Origin of the sequence: Natrarchaeobaculum aegyptiacum, assembly GCF_002156705.1 — an archaeon.
Lineage (GTDB): Archaea > Halobacteriota > Halobacteria > Halobacteriales > Natrialbaceae > Natrarchaeobaculum > Natrarchaeobaculum aegyptiacum.
Genome location: NZ_CP019893.1, coordinates 2406996 through 2422920, shown reverse-complemented (window position 1 = coordinate 2422920; position 15925 = coordinate 2406996). Strand labels below are relative to the sequence as shown.

Annotated in this window: 18 protein-coding genes; 11 read left to right on the top strand and 7 right to left on the bottom strand. The window is 65.4% G+C overall.

The window, feature by feature from the left end; genetic code table 11:
• Positions 1 to 8: 8 nt before the first annotated feature.
• The 4 genes from B1756_RS11815 to lwrS all read left to right on the top strand — a co-directional run bounded on the left by B1756_RS11815 (position 9) and on the right by lwrS (position 2816).
• Positions 9 to 665, top strand: a complete 657-nt coding sequence (locus tag B1756_RS11815; RefSeq protein ID WP_086888720.1) for a precorrin-2 dehydrogenase/sirohydrochlorin ferrochelatase family protein — start codon at positions 9 to 11, stop codon at positions 663 to 665.
• Positions 662 to 2032, top strand: a complete 1371-nt coding sequence (gene hemA / locus B1756_RS11810) for a glutamyl-tRNA reductase (protein WP_086888719.1) — start codon at positions 662 to 664, stop codon at positions 2030 to 2032. The genes B1756_RS11815 and hemA overlap by 4 nt, the downstream gene beginning before the upstream one ends.
• A gap of 102 nt (positions 2033 to 2134) precedes the next feature.
• Positions 2135 to 2425 carry a 4a-hydroxytetrahydrobiopterin dehydratase gene (locus B1756_RS11805; protein ID WP_086888718.1) on the top strand — a complete coding sequence of 97 codons (291 nt, stop codon included), beginning with the start codon at positions 2135 to 2137 and terminating at the stop codon, positions 2423 to 2425.
• Positions 2426 to 2429: 4 nt separating this feature from the next.
• Entirely contained in the window at positions 2430 to 2816 is a 387-nt protein-coding gene (gene lwrS, locus B1756_RS11800; RefSeq protein WP_086888717.1) for an LWR-salt protein, read from the top strand.
• Positions 2817 to 2875: 59 nt separating this feature from the next.
• On the opposite strand, the gene B1756_RS11795 is transcribed toward lwrS, so the two are convergent.
• Positions 2876 to 3331, bottom strand: a complete 456-nt coding sequence (locus tag B1756_RS11795; RefSeq protein WP_086888716.1) for a CBS domain-containing protein — start codon at positions 3329 to 3331, stop codon at positions 2876 to 2878.
• A 130-nt stretch (positions 3332 to 3461) separates the two neighbouring features.
• Between B1756_RS11795 and B1756_RS11790 the strand changes: the two genes are divergently transcribed.
• The gene (locus B1756_RS11790) at positions 3462 to 5180 is read left to right on the top strand and encodes an NAD(+)/NADH kinase (protein ID WP_086888715.1); all 1719 of its coding nucleotides are present in this window, start codon (positions 3462 to 3464) and stop codon (positions 5178 to 5180) included.
• Positions 5181 to 5249: 69 nt separating this feature from the next.
• Positions 5250 to 5894 (top strand): HAD family hydrolase, encoded by a 645-nt coding sequence (locus B1756_RS11785; protein WP_086888714.1) that lies wholly within the window; start codon positions 5250 to 5252, stop codon positions 5892 to 5894.
• Between the two features lie 395 nt (positions 5895 to 6289).
• On the opposite strand, the gene B1756_RS11780 is transcribed toward B1756_RS11785, so the two are convergent.
• Positions 6290 to 7267, bottom strand: a complete 978-nt coding sequence (locus B1756_RS11780; protein ID WP_086890164.1) for a DMT family transporter — start codon at positions 7265 to 7267, stop codon at positions 6290 to 6292.
• A gap of 237 nt (positions 7268 to 7504) precedes the next feature.
• Between B1756_RS11780 and B1756_RS11775 the strand changes: the two genes are divergently transcribed.
• The 4 genes from B1756_RS11775 (at position 7505) to B1756_RS11760 (ending at position 11117) form a co-directional block, all read left to right on the top strand.
• Positions 7505 to 8308: a helix-turn-helix transcriptional regulator gene (locus B1756_RS11775; RefSeq protein WP_086888713.1), complete on the top strand. Its 804-nt coding sequence runs from the start codon at positions 7505 to 7507 to the stop codon at positions 8306 to 8308.
• 192 nt (positions 8309 to 8500) lie between these two features.
• A complete protein-coding gene (locus tag B1756_RS11770; protein WP_086888712.1) occupies positions 8501 to 9496 on the top strand; it encodes a linear amide C-N hydrolase in 996 nt (331 codons plus the stop codon).
• A gap of 302 nt (positions 9497 to 9798) precedes the next feature.
• Positions 9799 to 10254, top strand: a complete 456-nt coding sequence (locus B1756_RS11765) for a pyridoxamine 5'-phosphate oxidase family protein (RefSeq protein ID WP_086888711.1) — start codon at positions 9799 to 9801, stop codon at positions 10252 to 10254.
• Positions 10255 to 10679: 425 nt separating this feature from the next.
• Positions 10680 to 11117 (top strand): ester cyclase, encoded by a 438-nt coding sequence (locus B1756_RS11760; RefSeq protein ID WP_086888710.1) that lies wholly within the window; start codon positions 10680 to 10682, stop codon positions 11115 to 11117.
• Between the two features lie 15 nt (positions 11118 to 11132).
• Here the strand turns inward: B1756_RS11760 and B1756_RS11755 are convergent, their stop codons facing one another.
• The gene (locus tag B1756_RS11755) at positions 11133 to 11387 is read right to left on the bottom strand and encodes a hypothetical protein (RefSeq protein WP_086888709.1); all 255 of its coding nucleotides are present in this window, start codon (positions 11385 to 11387) and stop codon (positions 11133 to 11135) included.
• A gap of 472 nt (positions 11388 to 11859) precedes the next feature.
• Here B1756_RS11755 and B1756_RS11750 point away from each other — a divergent pair, with 472 nt between their 5' ends.
• Positions 11860 to 12075 (top strand): hypothetical protein, encoded by a 216-nt coding sequence (locus B1756_RS11750; protein WP_086888708.1) that lies wholly within the window; start codon positions 11860 to 11862, stop codon positions 12073 to 12075.
• A 59-nt stretch (positions 12076 to 12134) separates the two neighbouring features.
• Here B1756_RS11750 and B1756_RS11745 read toward each other — a convergent pair whose 3' ends face one another.
• The 4 genes from B1756_RS11745 to B1756_RS11730 all read right to left on the bottom strand — a co-directional run bounded on the left by B1756_RS11745 (position 12135) and on the right by B1756_RS11730 (position 15831).
• Positions 12135 to 13040, bottom strand: a complete 906-nt coding sequence (locus B1756_RS11745) for a hypothetical protein (protein ID WP_086888707.1) — start codon at positions 13038 to 13040, stop codon at positions 12135 to 12137.
• Positions 13041 to 13133: 93 nt separating this feature from the next.
• Positions 13134 to 14099 (bottom strand): hypothetical protein, encoded by a 966-nt coding sequence (locus B1756_RS11740; RefSeq protein ID WP_086890163.1) that lies wholly within the window; start codon positions 14097 to 14099, stop codon positions 13134 to 13136.
• Positions 14100 to 14179: 80 nt separating this feature from the next.
• The gene (locus tag B1756_RS11735; RefSeq protein WP_086888706.1) at positions 14180 to 14662 is read right to left on the bottom strand and encodes a hypothetical protein; all 483 of its coding nucleotides are present in this window, start codon (positions 14660 to 14662) and stop codon (positions 14180 to 14182) included.
• On the bottom strand, positions 14659 to 15831 hold the full coding sequence (locus B1756_RS11730) for a hypothetical protein (protein WP_186336456.1): 1173 nt from the start codon (positions 15829 to 15831) through the stop codon (positions 14659 to 14661). The genes B1756_RS11735 and B1756_RS11730 overlap by 4 nt, the downstream gene beginning before the upstream one ends.
• Positions 15832 to 15925: the final 94 nt, after the last annotated feature.

Genomic DNA, 15925 nt, shown 5'->3' with positions numbered 1-15925 from the left:
TAACACGCATGATTCCACTGGTCCACGACTTCACCGACGCCCGGGTACTCGTCTTCGGCGGCGGTCCGGTCGGCGCTCGAAAGGCTCGTCGGTTCGCTCGGGAGGCGGACGTGATCGTTCTCAGTCCCGCGTTCGCCGACCGGGACTTCGGCGACGCCTCCCTCGTCCGGGTCGCCCCCGATTCCGAGGAGGTCACAGAGTGGATCGACCGCCTCGAGCCAGCGCTCGTCGTCGCCGCCACCGACGACGAGGCGATCAACGACGCAGTCGAGACGGCCGCCCGCGAGCAACACTGTCTGGTAAACCGCGCCGATCGATCCGGATCGCGCGATCCGGGCAGCGTCGTCGTCCCCGCCACCGTCCGTGACGATCCCGTCGTCGTCTCCATCTCGACCGGCGGGCAGGCCCCGGCGCTGAGCAAACACCTGCGACGGGAACTCGAGGACACGCTCGAGGGAGCGGGAGCGATGGCGAGCGTCTGTTCAGAACTCCGGGCGGAACTCGCAGAACGCGGGGTCGACCCCGAACGGCGACGGGCGATCCTCGCCGACGTTGCCAGTTCGCCGGATCATTGGACAGCTTTACGTATCGCTACTCCAAAGACATCTCAAGTGATCGAGGACGTGCTCGGGGACCAGTTCGCTACCGGTGGTGATGGGGCGTGAGATCGGCCGGTGTCGTTATCGGCGCGCGAGTTACACACGAGTCCGGCGGGGTCGACGACCTCGCCGTCGCGAGCCCAGAGAGCCAGCAGGCTGGCGTCGAGTCACTCTGCTCGAGGCCCGGCGTCGAGGAGGCGTACGTCCTCTCGACGTGTAACCGGGTCGAAGCCTACGTCGTCGCTCCCGATACAGCGGTCGGTCAGGCCGCACTCGAACGATTCTTTGCGGCCGTCGACGAGGACGCGCTCATCGTGAGCGACCACGACGAGAGCCTGCAACACCTGCTACGTGTCGCCGCCGGCCTCGAGTCGGTCGTCGTCGGCGAAGATCAGATCATCGGGCAGGTCAGAGACGCCTACGAAGACGCCCGGACAGCTGACGGTATCGGCGAGATGCTCGAGGCCGCCGTCACCAAGGCGATCCACGTCGGCGAACGCGCCCGGACGGAGACGGCGATCAACGAGGGTGTCGTCTCGCTGGGCTCGGCGGCGACCCGGAAGGCCCGCGAAATCGTCGCGCTCGAGGGTGCGACCGCGCTCGTCGTCGGGGCCGGCGAGATGGGGCAACTCGCCGGCCGGAGCCTCGCCGACGCCGGCGTCGACGAACTGCTCATCGCCAACCGGACGGCCGAAAACGCCGACCACCTCGCCGCCGAACTCGCGCGGGACGCCGACGACGTCGACGCCGAGGGCATCCCGCTCGAGGCGCTCGAGACGGTCACCGGCCGGGCCGACGTCGTCGTGACGGCCACCGGGAGCACCGACCCGGTGCTCGATGCTCACCACTTCGAACGGGGGGGAGCGTCCGGCGGTGCAGCCAGCCGAGCGCAGGTCGTCGTCGACCTCGGTCAGCCCCGGGACGTCGACCCCGCGACCGACGCGCTCGAACACGTCACCGTCTACGACCTGGACGACCTCGAGACGATCACCGAAGAGACCCGCGCCCAGCGCGCCGACGCCGCACGCGAGGTCGAGGCGATGATCGACTACGAGTACGCACTGCTGTGTGACCAGTACAAACGCGCCCGCGCTGACGAGGTCATCGCCGCGATGTACGAGTCCGCAGAACGGCTCAAGCGCCGCGAACTCGAGACGGCGTTCTCCCGACTCGAGAGCGCAGAAAGCGCCGACTTTACCGACGAGCAGCGCGAGGTCGTCACCTCGATGGCCGACGCGTTAGTCAGTCACCTGCTCGCCCCGCCGACCAAGAGCCTGCGTGAGGCTGCCGCCGAGGACGACTGGAGCACGATCAACACCGCACTCCAGTTGTTCGACCCCGAACTCGACGAAGAAGACGCGTCGATGCGGGTCCAGGACGAGGAATCGCGGCGCGACCGACAGGCGCTGACAGTCGAGTCGGACGACGACTGACCTAACAGTTCTCGAGGGAGTTCGGCCGCTCGAAGAAGGGTTAATTGTAGCCGACCGGCCGCCGGCACAATGGTTATTTGCATGCGCTTCGTTCGCCCGCCTATGGGTGACGTACTCTCAGACGACGAGATCGATGCCGGACTTCCCGAGGAGTGGGCCCGCGAGGGCGACGAGATCGTTCGCACCTACGAGTTCGAAGAGTACCTGCAGGGCGTCAACTTCGCGCAGATGGTCGGCGAGATCGCCGAGGCACAGTTCCACCACCCCGAGATCGTCATCGGCTACAAGGACGTCGAGATCCGACTGACCTCCCACGAGGCAGGCGGCATCACAGACCAGGACCTCGAGATGGCCGAACTGATCGAGACCGAGCGACGCGAACGAGAGGGGTAAGCAAGTGGACGGGCGTTACGTCTTCCGCGCGACGGTCCGACTCGAGGCGGTCGACGAGACCGTCTCGATCGCTCCCGAGAGCGCCGAGACGACTGTGACGCTCTTTCGTGAGGCACCGAAACCGGGGAGCCACGGCTGGCTGTTCTTCCGGGATACCCTCTGGCGCGGCGAGGTCGCAGACCACGAGTACGCCTGTGCGCTCGCCGAAGACTGGCTCGGCGAACCCGTCGAGTCAGTGTCCTTCCGTGAGCTCCAGATGGACACGGCCTACCGTGAGGCCTTCGGCGAGGCCATCGCCGACGACCTCGAGGCGTTCAACGCCGAGTCGGTCTCGGAAGTGCTCTCGAAGTACCTCGGCTCGAGTATTCGAGTGGAGTCGAGTCTCGACTAGCGGGTCGAATCGAGTCTCGAGTAGTGGATTCGATTGCCCGCGACGCGACGGTCGGCGGCTCACTCGAGGTCGTCGTAGAACGACGTGGCAGACTGTTCGTACGCCGGTGCGGCCGTCCGGATCGCGGTCGCGACGTGCTGGAGTTCCATCCCGAGCAAGACGACGACGTCGCTGAGCGAGATGATGCCCACGAGGTCGCCGTCGTCGACCACCGGAACCCGGCGGACCCCCTGTTCGGAGAGTAACTGGACGAGGTCGTAGACGCCAGCGTCGGCGTCGACAGTGACCAGATTCGTCGGCACGACCTCGGAGATCGGCGTCTCCTCGGCATCGAACTCGGCGTCCAGGACGAGCATCGCGAGGTCCCGGTCGGTGACGAGGCCCACGGGATCGTCGTCGTCGACGATCACGACGCTTGCGACGGACTCACGTTGCATCGTCCGGACGACGTCTGCGATCGAGGTATCCGGCGCTTCGGTGACGACGGTGTCTCGAGCGATCTCGAGTACGGACATACGGTACCCGACGTGGTTCGCCCATACAGTCGTTTCGAAACGTATCAAATATAATTTATCTGTACCGCAGTTTTTCGGACGCCGAGAGGGGAAGAAAATATGTACGATGCCCTCCTCAGAGAGGTCAACGATGCACGGCCGACGTCTTGCGACCACCGACGAGATCATCGCCATCGCGAGCCCCGACAGTGACGAGCCTCTCGAGCGACTTCGAAACTGGGCCGACGAGCGCGACGTCGGATTCGCAGCCGTCGGCGTCGGAGACGACGTCGGCGACGTCTACGAGGAGAGCCGGGCCACCCTCGGCGTCACTATCGGTGGCGACGGCACCTTCCTCGAGGGAATCAAGACCTTCGCCCCGCGAAATATCCCGATTCTCGGCGTCAACGCCGGGACCCTCGCGTTCCTCGCACGCGTCGAGATCGAGAACCTCGAAGCAGCCCTGGACGAAGTACTCCGGGGACGAGCGACCGTCGACAGCCGCCAGCAGGTTCGCGTCGAGACCAGCGGCCTCCGGGCGACGGGGATCAACGACGTGATGATCCAGCACGTCCCCCCGGAGAATCCCTTCGAGCGGAAGGTGACCCGGCTCGAGGTGTTCGCCGACGGCGAGTACGTCGGCGAGTTCGAGGGGTCGGGACTGGCGGTGTCGACGCCGACCGGCTCGACGGGCATCTCGCTGTCTGCCGAGGGGCCGTTACACTACCCCGTGAACAACCACACGCTCCAGATCGTCCCGCTGCACACCCACCGGATGGGCGTCCGACCGATGGTCGTCGCCCCGACGACCGACCTCGAGATCGTGACTCGAGGAACCGCGAGCGTGCTCGTCGACGGCGGTCGCGCGCACAACGTCCTCTCGGCGGGCACCGTGATCGAGGTGACCGGTGCCGAGCGGCGGGCCCACGTCGTCCGGACGAGTTACGACGACCCCTACTTCACGGCGATCACCGACAAACTCGGGTGGGGAGCCCGGGACGTCGACGACCCGGGGCCGCGGGAGTTACTCGACGGACAACCGACGATCGGGGAGCGCGACCCGACGATCGTCGAACGCGCCCGCGACATCGCCATCGAGGCCGCCCGGAGCGCTGGCGAACCCCTGCGGGAGCTCCACGGCCAGATCGAGGGCGTCGAGTACAAGACCGACAAGTCAGACATCGTCACCGAGGCCGACCACCAGGCCGATCGGATCATCAAGACGGTCGTCGAAAACGAGTTTCCCGACCACAGCATTTTCTCCGAGGAGAGCGCCTACGTCGACGGCGACAGCGCATACGAGTGGGTCATCGACCCACTCGACGGCACCGGCAACTTCGCCCACGGCAACCCCAACTACTCCATCTCGATCGCCTTGCTCTGCGACGGCGTCCCCGTGATGGGGGTCGTCCACGTCCCCGAGACCGGCGAGATGTTCCACGCAATCGCCGACGAGGAGGAGGCCTACGAGGGCGAGACGCGCATCGAGACGACCGACCGTGACGCCCTCGACGAGAGCATGCTGCTGTCGGGCTACGATCCGGACGGATCCTTCCTCGCTCACTATTACGCCGAAGCCCGTGGTGTGCGCCGACTCGGCTCGGCCGCGCTCAACCTCTGTTACCTCGCCAGCGGCAGCGCAGACGCCGTCTGGGAGTACGACACCTACCCGTGGGACGTCGCCGCCGGCGTCGTCATCGCCCGCACCGCCGGTGCGACGATCACCGACGAGACTGGCGACACCTACACCCTCGAGTTCGACGCCGATGGGCGCAAGGGCCTGCTCGCCTCGAACGGCCCGCTACACCCCGCAATGCTCGTCCACCTCGAGCGAGAGGACGCGGGGCTGGCAGATCTGGCCGACGACTGATCGCCGTGTAAGGTACGGAACACGTGAGCAACAACGATATACTCGAGAAGGTCGTACACCCCCGTCCGCATGGACAGGAAGCCAGACCCACGGGAGGCGTACGACTTCTGGCTGCTCGACTTAGACGGCACGCTCGTCGACGTCGAGTGGTCCTACACGCGTGAAGTGTTCGACCGGGTCGGCGACCGTCTCGGCCGCGAGTTCACCGACCGCGAGGTCGACGTTCTCTGGAACGGCCTGACGGGGTCGCGAGACCGCCAGCTCGAGGCGTGGGGGATCGATCCCACCGCCTTCTGGGAGGCCTTCCACGCCGAGGAAGACCCCGAGGTCCGGGCCGAACAGACCTTTCTCCACGAGGACGCCGCCTTCGTCGCCGATCTGGACGTCCCCGTCGGGCTGGTCACTCACTGTCAATCGTATCTCACCGAACCCGTCCTCGAGCACGTGGACATCCACGACTGGTTCGACACGCGCCTGTGCTGTACCGAGGAGACGGGCTGGAAACCCGACCCCGATCCCGTCGAGTCGGTGATGGCCGACCTTGGCGTGGCACACAACGGCCACCGGGGCGTCCTCGCGGGTGACGGCGCGAACGACGTCGGCGCGGCCTGGAACGCCGGGATCGACGCGATCCACGTCGAACGCGTCGGCCACGAGCGTCGCGGACTGTGCGTTCTCGGGGATTATCGCGTCCAGTCGTTCGACGAATTGTAGCGAAAGCGAACCCGCTGGACGAGGGTGGAGACGAACGTGGACGTGATCCTCGTGCAACACCGATATAGGGCAGCGCAGCGATAGTCAGTGCCAGTCGAACTGGCAGCCTCCCTGTGGACTCTCGGTAACCGCGTGGTAACAGTTGTGCAGGTCTGTCTGTCCCCCGACCGAGATAGTGTGAGCGCACACTATGAGTAGTGAGCGGGTCGACTCCGAAAGCACGGTGTCGGGGAATGACCAGCACAACTACCGCACGAAATCACGTGACTGATCGATACCGGCTCCAACACCCCAGCTGACGCTCTCTGGTGTTCCGGTACACAGGACGGCAAACTGCCTCGGGGTCAGGCCCCGAGGCACTCGGCCTGCTCAGCCTGTAGACCGAATCAGTCGGCTCAATCTGCGCGGTAGCCCCGCGGCTCTTCCTCGCCCTCGAGAACGTCCGTCCCTCGAGCACCGATCAGGGTCTCGAGTTTCCCACGGACGTCGATCGACTCGCTGCCGAGGACGGCGAAGCCGACGAAGATCGTCAGGAAGCCGACCAGTGCGGTCGGGGAGACCGCCTCGCCAAGGAGGGCGGCCCCGCCGATCGTCGAGACGACCGGAACCACGTAGAACACGAGGTTCGCCTGGACGGCCCCGCTCGAGTCGATCAGCGAGAAGTACGCGGCGTAGGCGAGCACGCCAGCGACGATGCTGACGTACGCAAGCGCCAGGAGTGCGCCGGGCGTCCAGACGATCGATGACACCGACTCGCCGGCACCGAGTGCGAGAACGTGCGAGAGGCCCGCGGCGAGTGGAAGTCCCCACGCGATACGGACGGTACTCGAGAGGGACGCCCTCGAGCGGCGGATGAGGACCGAGCCGAGAGCGGCACTCGCTGCCCCGCCAAAGAGGATGGCGCGGCCGACCGCGTCGCCGCCGAGCAGCGCTGCAGGGTCGGGGCTGACCACGAGAGCGACGCCGACGAGTCCGAGGATCATTCCGGCTCCGCCGCGGGGCGAGAGCCGTTCGGTCGAGAGCAAGACGGCGGCGAAGACAGGGGTCAGGATCGGAGTGAGGCTGAAGACGATCGCGCCGACGGCGCTCGTGGCGTACTGCTGGCCGACGAACAGGAGAGCGTTCGCGAGCCCGATGACGAGCACGCCCGTCGCGAAAATGCCGTAGACGTCGCCCCGGGTCGTCGGCAGGAGTTCCTCACGAGACCGCGAGGCGAGGACGTACCCCAGCAAGACGACGGCAGCGACGTCGAACCGGAGCGCGACGAACAGCAACGGCGGGAAGTACTCGAGCCCGGCTTTCGCGGCGACGAAGGTCCCCCCGAAGAAGACACTCGAGAGTGCGAACAGTGCGGCGGTGCGACGGTCCATCAGGCGACCACCTCGGGTTCGCCGACCGGGACCGCACCGACGTGAACAAAATCGAATCGATCGGCGGAAATCATTGTACATCCAGATACCACTGGAGAACATATAGCACCAATCCGAAACTATTTCATCCCATCCGCCGAACGATCTGGTCGAAACGCACTCGAGTCGGCGCGGGTTTTCACGGTGTGAAAATTTTTCATAGCACGAAAGTCTTTTGTTCCCTCGAGCGCAGGAGTCGGTATGGACGCTGCGCTCGAGGAGATCGAGTTCCTCGCGCGATCGCCGAACCGCGTCGAGGTGCTCCGACTATGCGCTGCAGGGCCGTCAACGCGCTCGGAACTCGCCGACGAGACAGGTGTTTCGCAGGCAACGCTCGGTCGGATCCTCGGTGACTTCGCGGACCGATCGTGGATCACGCGCGACGGCAGCCAGTACGAAGCGACCGTGACCGGCCGACTCGTCGCAGCCGCCGTTTCGGACCTCCTCGCTGCACTCGAGACCGAGCGTCGCCTCCGGGACGTCGTCGAGTACCTCCCGACGGACGGACCGGCCGCCGATCTCGATCCGCGCCATCTCGCGGACGCGACGATCACGACACCCTCGCGAACGCGCCCGGGTGCGCCGTTGAACCGGCTGCTCGAGTTTCTCCCGGACGCCGAGACCGTGCGAACGGTCTCCCACGCGTTCAACGAACAGACGCTCGACGTGGTCGAGACCCAGACCGCGGCTGGCGAACAGACGTTCACCGGCGTCTTCACCTACGAAGCGATCGACGCGCTCCGCAGGGATGACGAGCTACGGGGACGACTCGAGCAGCTGCTCGGCCACGAGTCGGCGGCCGTCTCCGTCGTCGAGGCGGTCCCGGTCGCGGTGATGACGGTCGACGACGTCGTCTACGTGCTGCTCCGGGACGATGAGGGAATCCTCCGTGGTTCGATCGACACCGACGATCCCGACGTCCGCATGTGGGCCGAAGACCTGATCGACGAGTACGTCGCGGAGGCGAGGGAACTCAGCCCTGCAGACATCGTCGACGGCGAGTGAACGGACGTCACTGACGGCGAGGGACAGGCCTCCGGGGAGTCACACGCGATTTCGTTCCCGGTGGAGAGACAGTACGCCGGTCACGACGTATCAGGGCTGGCCGAACGCAACTTATCATCCTGCTCGAGGTACGACGGGATCATGTTCTGTTCGTGGACGACCGATCAGCGGGACGTCAGTGAGGGATCGTAGATGTGTACGCGACTGGTGTATCTCGGACCCGAAGAGATCGTGCTCACCGGCCGGTCGATGGACTGGCACGGCGAGATCGGAACCAACGTCTGGGTATTCCCGCGCGGGATGGAACGAACGGGTGAAGTCGGGCCAGCCTCGCTCGAGTGGACGGCCGAATACGGCAGCGTCGTCGCCTCTGCGTACGACATCGCGACGACCGACGGGATGAACGAAGAAGGGCTGGTCGCGAACGTCCTGTGGCTCACCGAATCCGAGTATCCCGAGTGGAACGGCGACACGCCCGGGCTGTCGATCTCGCTGTGGGCCCAGTACGTCCTCGACAACTTCGCGACCGTCGCCGAGGCAGTCGATCACCACCGAACCGAGGAGTTCGTCGTCGTCTCCGACGAGATCCCCGACGAAGGCCGACTCGCCACCTTACACCTGTCCATCTCGGACGCCACGGGTGACAGCGCCATCCTCGAATACGTCGACGGCGAGTTAACGATCCACCACGACCGCGACTATCAGGTGATGACCAACTCCCCGCCGTTCGACCAGCAACGCGCCCTCGAGGCCTACTGGTCGGAGATCGGCGGCACCGTCATGTTACCGGGAACGAATCGGCCGGCCGACCGGTTCGTCCGCGCGAGTTTCTACGTCGACGCGATTCCCCGGACCGACGACCGCCGAATCGCGACGGCGAGCGTCTTCGGTGCGATCCGCAACGTTTCCGTCCCCTACGGGATCAGTACGCCGGACGAACCACACATCTCCTCGACGCGCTGGCGCACCGTCGCCGACCACCGGAACCGACGCTACTACTTCGAGTCGGCACTCTCGCCGACCATCTTCTGGCTGGACCTCGAGGGAGTCGACTTCGACGCCGATGCCGGCGTTCGATCGCTGGCACTCGGCGAGAATCAGTCGAACGTCTTCGCCGGTGACGTCGCCGACGACCTCGTCGAAACGGAGCCGTTCGAGTTTCTCGGCGTCGGTAATTCGGCGGGCTGAGTGGACGGCCTGCCGGCCCCTCTGAAATCGTTCTCGGTAGCACTGCACTGGGGATTGGATTCGCAGGTACCAGCTACGATTCCACGGCGAACTCGTCGAGGACGGTCTCGTCGTCGGGTTTCGGTTTCGTTCTCTCGAGGGGCGTCGGTCGCGGCTAGCGGTATCGTAACGTGAGTCCCACAGGACGGATCACGCGTCGAGGCGAACAGGGAAGGATCGGCGATTGGGCCCACCTGGACCCCCAGTCGGGCCAGCTGGCCCGCGGCAGGGGAATTTTGAGTCTTCACAGCGTGCAGTAGGGTATGGTCGAGTTCCGCGGCGCCTGGACGGACGACGAGGTGGCTGGATTCTTCGAGGACGCGACGATCCCGATTCGACTCGGGGTGCGCCGGCCAGACGGAACACCCTGGGTGGTAACCCTGTGGTACCGATACTGCGACGGGTTGCTCGAGTGCGCCACCTCGGCTGACGCAGCGCTGTTGACGTACCTCCGGACCGACCCCGAGGTTGCCTTCGACGTATCGACGAACGAGATTCCATACCGGGGCGTACGGGGTCACGGCTCCGCGTCCATGTCACCCGACGACGGGAAGATGGTCCTCCGAGCCCTCCTCGAGCGGTATCTCGGGGGGACGGATTCACCCCTCGCTGAGCGGCTGCTCGCCGACGATCGCGACGAGATTTGCATCCGAATCGAGCCCCGTACCGTCTTTAGCTGGGATTACTCCGATCGAATGCAACCGAAGGCTGATCGGTGAGCCGTCGCGGTCTCGGACAATCGGTGTGAGCGAATCGACGGCCCGTGAGCGACGGTCGTATACCTCCGTCGAGAGTGTGTGGATAGAAGTCGGCCTCGGCACTCATAGGGCTCGTCGTCACCGGGTGCCGAGTCCGGCTCGGAGCAGGTGGGTCGTCATCGGCCACTCGAGCGTACGGTCGCCGTTCCAAAGACGGTTTGGATGATGATCGGGGGAGAGCCCCGCGCAGTCTGGGGTGTCTCTGCTGTTCGCGAGAGACCGGGCCATCGGAAGTACCTGCTGGCGACGGCCGTGACTGGCCCGACTGGGCTACACGGCGCTCTCACGGTCGACGTTTACAACTCGATCGGTCGTAGGACGTGGGCCGTCCACTCCCGTCGGTCAGACGGGATCGCTGACGCGGCACCACGAGAGGTGACACTGAAATGACGACACCCACAGAACTCGTTCGACGAGATCCCGAGGAAATCTGGACCGACGGTTCCCTCGAGGTGATCGACGACATTTTCGCCGACTCGTTCGTCCTCCACGACCCGGCCGCACCGGACGATCCCCGGGATCGGGATGCCTACCGATCCTACGTCGAATCGTACCGGGAGGCGTTTCCCGACGTCGAGTACGAGGTCGAAGATGTAATCGCCGACGACGATCGGGTCGCCCTCCGATATACCGCACGGGGCACTCACGAAGGGTCGTTCATGGGACTCGAGCCGACCGGCGATCACGTCGAGGTGTCGGGCGTCGAGATCTACCGCGTCGAAGACGAGGAGATCGTCGAGATGTGGACGAATTACGACGCGCTCGGTCTCTTTCAGGAACTCGGTGTTGTCCCGTCGCTCGAGGAGTTTGCTACGGAGGACTAACAGTTGCGAACCGACTTACGTTCGCGTTTCGGCCTTCGAGTCGGCGAAGGCGACGTTCCAGCGATCGACGAGATTCTGCAGGCGGTCGGTGTGCCCGTGGGAGAACGTCCGGGGGGCGCTGGCGGCTGCGGACTGGGTGCCACGGGCCGAGAGTCGCGTGGTCGACCGGGTCGTCTGTGCAGGCATCTGTGTTCGGGTTTCGGGTCGGCTGGAAGGCTGGTCGGTAGTCGGTTCGGCGTCGGTCTGGGTGTGTGCGTTTCGGGTACTCATGTCGGTCGGGGTCTGCTTCGGATGTGCTCTCGAGCGGCGATACTGGTCTGCGGACGAAATTATGCTGCGACGCGTACGTGTACGACCGACATCTGTACTCACCCCTTCAGGCCACTCGTACATAAAAGTTCATGATATATGATAGTGTTTCACATCCTACTCGCCTACCCGGAGGTTCCGCTGATCCAATTGTGCCAATTCATACACTGATCGCCGACAGGGCTCGCGATCAGGTACACACCGGCGTGCAGTCAAGAGGGAATCGGATCACCACAACGATACGAGATACGATGAGATGGGGCGAGACGAGACGATGCTGCTCGGTGGAATCGGTCACCGTCGTCCTCCGACGTCAGTTCCCCACACTTCCGCCGTGGTACTGACCCAGTCTCCCGTGTAGACGTCTCTCACCGGCGACCGCTGTGCCGGCGTCGTACAGTCAGCATATATACTATCCGCGAGAAGAGCCGGTATGTCCGAGGAAGTTCCCGTCGAGCGTCGTGACATCGGAATCCTCGTCGCACTCTCGATCGCCGGTGGCGTCCTCATCGCGAGCTGGATCTCGACGCCGTCGATCTCGCCGCAGTTCTTCCAGGCGATCTTCGTCGGGGCGTGTCTGCTCGCGTTCTTCCTGTTCATCCCGGTGATGGGCGTGCGACTGTTCGTTGACGACCAGAGCGGCGAGTAACGAGCGATCAGCGTCGGCTGGGACAGACCGACAGTGTCGGCGGTGGTTCGATCTCTCGATCACTCACGCTTCGGCATCGTGGAGAGCCGCGCCAGCCCACGCATGTCTGGCCGGTCAGCGGGTGACGCCGCCACCGTCGAGTGCCGGGCCACGCCGCGACCACTCGAGGGGCCGCTCCCGATACCATCGCCGGACCCCATGTCAGGGTCCAGGTCGGGCTCGAGAAGGCCGTCGTCCCCGTCGGCGTTCTGCTCGTCGGTGCGCTCTGCGGTCGGTTCGTCGTCTGTGACACACTCATCGTCGGCCTCGGCGTCCGTGTCGGTTCGATCCTCGTCGCCGCTCGCAGTCGAGGCGCCGTCATCGTCGTCCGTCGTGGTAGCCGCCTCGAGTCGATCGCTGAGCCCCTCGAGGTCGGCGTCGATCCCCTCGAGCGTCGAGCGGACGGCAGACTCGATGGTCGAGTCTGCGTCGCCGTTGCCAGCAGTCGCGTCGGCATCGTCGTCGACAGCATCGCGTTCCTCGGCGGCGTCGACAGCGCCGTTCGCGTCCCCCTGGTCGTCACCATCCTCGCCGACGCGTTCGTGGGCACCCGTCTCCCGGACGGCCGCGACGCTGGCCTCGAGATCCTCGGTAGCGGCCTCGTCGTCGGACTCGTCGACCTCGCCTTCCCGATCGCTGTCGGCGAGGTTCGCGAGATGCAGCAACCGCCGCAACTCGTCGACGTGCGCTTCGTCCCCGCGGGCGATCGCCTCGGGGATCGACGACGGTTCGCTTCCGTCGGGAAGCGTCTCGAGGCCGACCGCCTCGAGCACCGACACCGGGTCGGCAGACTCGAGGAGGTCGTCGGCTGCCTCGGCGTGCTCGAGCAGTGCATCGGACTCGGCGTCACCGGTGAGCAATCCTCGCGCGGTTCGATCGGCGTCGGTCAGGAGGGCAGAGACGTCCTCGGGTTGTGGGTCAGTCATCGTCGCTCAGTTACCTCCGTAGGCAGGTCGGCCGGACTCGAGACCGGCCGTGACCGGGATCGACACTGGAACCGGACCATCGCCGATCCAGTATCAGGACTCGGGTGCGACTTCCTCGCCGTCTTCCGACTCGGTCTCTCCCGAAGCCTCGTCCGTCACCGTTTCGACGATCCGGTCGGTCATTTCCTCGCGACTGAGGTTCGCCGTAACGTCGACGTCCTTCGCGATCGACTGCAGGTCCTCGTAGGAGAGAACGCCGAGGAAGTCCTCGAGCGTCTCCCGGCGCAGTGACTCGAGGTCTGCCGCGTCGGGAGCCGACTCCGACTCGTCCGATTCCTCCCCGGTGTCGCCTTCGTCGCCGCTCTCGTCAACCTCGGCGCTGTCAGCGCCTGATCCCTCGTCGCTCTCGTCGCTTTCGTCAGTCGATTGATCGTCAGCCTCTTCGTCACCGGATTCGTCACCAGTTTCACCCGTTTCGTCTTCGTCTCCCTCGTCTGCTTCACCGTCGTCCGCTGTCTCATCCACCTCGTCTTCAGCAGCATCCTCGTCGTCCTCCATCGATTCGTCTTCGTCGTCGACGGTCTCTTCCACCCCGTCTTCGTCACCGTCCTCGTCTGCGGATTCCGGTTCACCACCCTCCTCGTCCGCCGTCGTCGACGCAGCCTCCTCGAGCAGTCCCGAGAGATTCTCGCTGCCGACGCCCTCGGCGAGCGAGGCCGCAGGTCCGGTGATCGCCTCTCGAAGCGCCTCCGTGAGCGCCGTCTTGACCGCCTCGAGAACGTTCGAGACCAGTTCGTCGAGCGACGGATCGCGCTCGAGCGTCGACGAAATCGCGTGGTGGACCTCCCGACCGACAGCAAGCCCGAGGGCGCGACCGGCGCGTTCGCCGACCCGGCGGCCGACCGTCGCACCGACCTCGCCACCGTCGATCGCATTGCCGATCGAGCCGTTCCCGAGGAGGTCACCAACCTCGAGCTGGTTCCCGACTTCGCTGGTGATCAGCTGCGTGAGGTCGTCGCCGCCGTCGGTACCACTGTCGGCGTCTGCATCGGCACTCATCGTCGCCACCTCGAGCGAGTGATCTCGACCGCCGCTGGACGACTTCGAGAGACGATCGGTGAGTCGAAGGTGGGCACGTATCAGTCCTCCTGGCTGGAGTCGTCGGTCTGTTCTTGGTCCTGGTCGTGCGCTCGAACCTCCTCGCCCGCTGTGGATTCGTCGTCCTCACTCTCGGTATCTGCCTCGCCATCCGCTGTGTCGGCGTCCGCCTCGTCTTCGGACTCGGCTGATTCCGCCTCCTCGTCGTCGGCGTCCGAATCACCGTCCCCGTCCTGGTCGTCGTCTTCGGACTCGTCAGCCGAGTCGTCTGCCTCGACGTCCTCGTCTTCGGACTCGTCCGGCTGGAGGACCTCCTCGACGACCAGGTCACCAACCGATCGGCCGAGCGACTCGCCGACCGTTCGGCCGACGACCGTCCCGATCTGGGCACCGAGAACCGCACCGAGGGGAGTCTCCTCGTCGACCTCGTCTTCCCACTGGGTCCCCTCGAGCAGGTCGTCGGTATCGACGCTGTCTGCGATCGCCTCGTAGTCGATCCGCTGGGCGAGTGTCTCGTCGCTCATGCCGGAGCCTCCGCTGGCTCGCCTTCCTGTTGCTGCTCGTCGCCCGCTTCGGTCATGGATTCCTCGAGGGTGTCGACGAGCGTCCGGAGTGTTTCACGGATGATCGTCGCGAGGAGGTCCTCGACCGGTAACCCGGGGACGAGGGAGACGAGTTTCTCCTTCAACCAGGCGACGGCAGCCGAAATCCGTCCCGGCGAGGCTTCCTCGTCGCCCTCCTCGGCATCCGCCTCCTCGTCGGCAGGCTCGCCCTCGGCTTCCTCCTCGTCCGCTTGCTCGTCACCCAGCGCCCCGACGTCGACGGCCTCCGGCTCGAACCCGAACAGCCCCGCGAGGAACTGCCCGGGAGACCGGACCAGGGTCCCGAGGAGCTCCCGCGGTCGCTCGAGCACCCCGCTGACCCACTCGGCCGGCTTCGAGAGCAAGGCCTTCACTTTCTCGAGCATCGAACTCCCCTCGTCGAGCAGTCCCGTGACGGCAGACAACAGGTTCCCGAGCAAGTTGTTCTCCCCCGGCCGGGCGGAGACGTCGAGGGTCACCTCGTTCAGGTTGACCTCGAGGCCGAGCACGTCGAGGAACAGCCCCTCGAGGTCGAGGTGGGCGACGCCGGCGGTCTCGCCGCTCTGGTAGACCTGATCTGCGTCCTCGACGTCGTGGCCCGGTTCCTCGGCGGTCTCTTCAGCATCTTCTTCGCCTGCTTCACCGGCTTCCTCCTCCGCTTCCTCTTCGACTGCTTCCGTCTCGTCTTCTTCGTCCGCTTCGACGTCTTCAGTGTCCTCCGCTTCGTGGGCCTGTTCAGCTTCCTCGTCTTCCTCTTCGGTAGCACCTTCCGTCTCCCCTTCGTCGCTCTCGGCCTCCGCTTCGTCTTCGTCGCCCTCAGCACTCTCCTCGGCCTCCGCTTTCCCCTCCTCGGTTTCTTCAGCCTCTTCAGCCTCCGCTTTCGCTTCGTCACTCTCGGCCTCCTGATCCGCTGACTCGTCTTCCGCCTCGGCTTCGGGGCTTTCGGCGTCTTCGTCGACCTCCTCGCTGTCGTCGTCGGGTTCGTCGAGCTGTGCCTGACCGCCGTCGGTGAGTACTCGAGCGTCCGTCCCCTCGCGATCCCCACCGTACTCCGCCAGTCGGGCGTTCGGGATCGATGAACACTCACCGGAGCGTTCACGTTCTCGCTCCATTGTCAGTTCGGGAAAACGTAACGCGAGTCAGCGTTGTGGGGGTTGGCCTTGCGTGTGCGACCGCTCGAGCGGCGGGCGCACCAGGATATCACAG

What these genes read in the sequence shown, in the direction of transcription:
- B1756_RS11815 (WP_086888720.1), top strand. Translation starts at nt 9, where the DNA reads ATGATTCCACTGGTCCACGACTTCACCGACGCCCGGGTACTCGTCTTC.
- B1756_RS11805 (WP_086888718.1), top strand. Translation starts at nt 2,135, where the DNA reads ATGGGTGACGTACTCTCAGACGACGAGATCGATGCCGGACTTCCCGAG.
- B1756_RS11795 (WP_086888716.1), bottom strand. Translation starts at nt 3,331, where the DNA reads ATGTCCGTACTCGAGATCGCTCGAGACACCGTCGTCACCGAAGCGCCG.
- B1756_RS11790 (WP_086888715.1), top strand. Translation starts at nt 3,462, where the DNA reads ATGCACGGCCGACGTCTTGCGACCACCGACGAGATCATCGCCATCGCG.
- B1756_RS11785 (WP_086888714.1), top strand. Translation starts at nt 5,250, where the DNA reads ATGGACAGGAAGCCAGACCCACGGGAGGCGTACGACTTCTGGCTGCTC.
- B1756_RS11775 (WP_086888713.1), top strand. Translation starts at nt 7,505, where the DNA reads ATGGACGCTGCGCTCGAGGAGATCGAGTTCCTCGCGCGATCGCCGAAC.
- B1756_RS11770 (WP_086888712.1), top strand. Translation starts at nt 8,501, where the DNA reads ATGTGTACGCGACTGGTGTATCTCGGACCCGAAGAGATCGTGCTCACC.
- B1756_RS11765 (WP_086888711.1), top strand. Translation starts at nt 9,799, where the DNA reads ATGGTCGAGTTCCGCGGCGCCTGGACGGACGACGAGGTGGCTGGATTC.
- B1756_RS11760 (WP_086888710.1), top strand. Translation starts at nt 10,680, where the DNA reads ATGACGACACCCACAGAACTCGTTCGACGAGATCCCGAGGAAATCTGG.
- B1756_RS11755 (WP_086888709.1), bottom strand. Translation starts at nt 11,387, where the DNA reads ATGAGTACCCGAAACGCACACACCCAGACCGACGCCGAACCGACTACC.
- B1756_RS11750 (WP_086888708.1), top strand. Translation starts at nt 11,860, where the DNA reads ATGTCCGAGGAAGTTCCCGTCGAGCGTCGTGACATCGGAATCCTCGTC.
- B1756_RS11745 (WP_086888707.1), bottom strand. Translation starts at nt 13,040, where the DNA reads ATGACTGACCCACAACCCGAGGACGTCTCTGCCCTCCTGACCGACGCC.
- B1756_RS11740 (WP_086890163.1), bottom strand. Translation starts at nt 14,099, where the DNA reads ATGAGTGCCGATGCAGACGCCGACAGTGGTACCGACGGCGGCGACGAC.
- B1756_RS11735 (WP_086888706.1), bottom strand. Translation starts at nt 14,662, where the DNA reads ATGAGCGACGAGACACTCGCCCAGCGGATCGACTACGAGGCGATCGCA.
- B1756_RS11730 (WP_186336456.1), bottom strand. Translation starts at nt 15,831, where the DNA reads ATGGAGCGAGAACGTGAACGCTCCGGTGAGTGTTCATCGATCCCGAAC.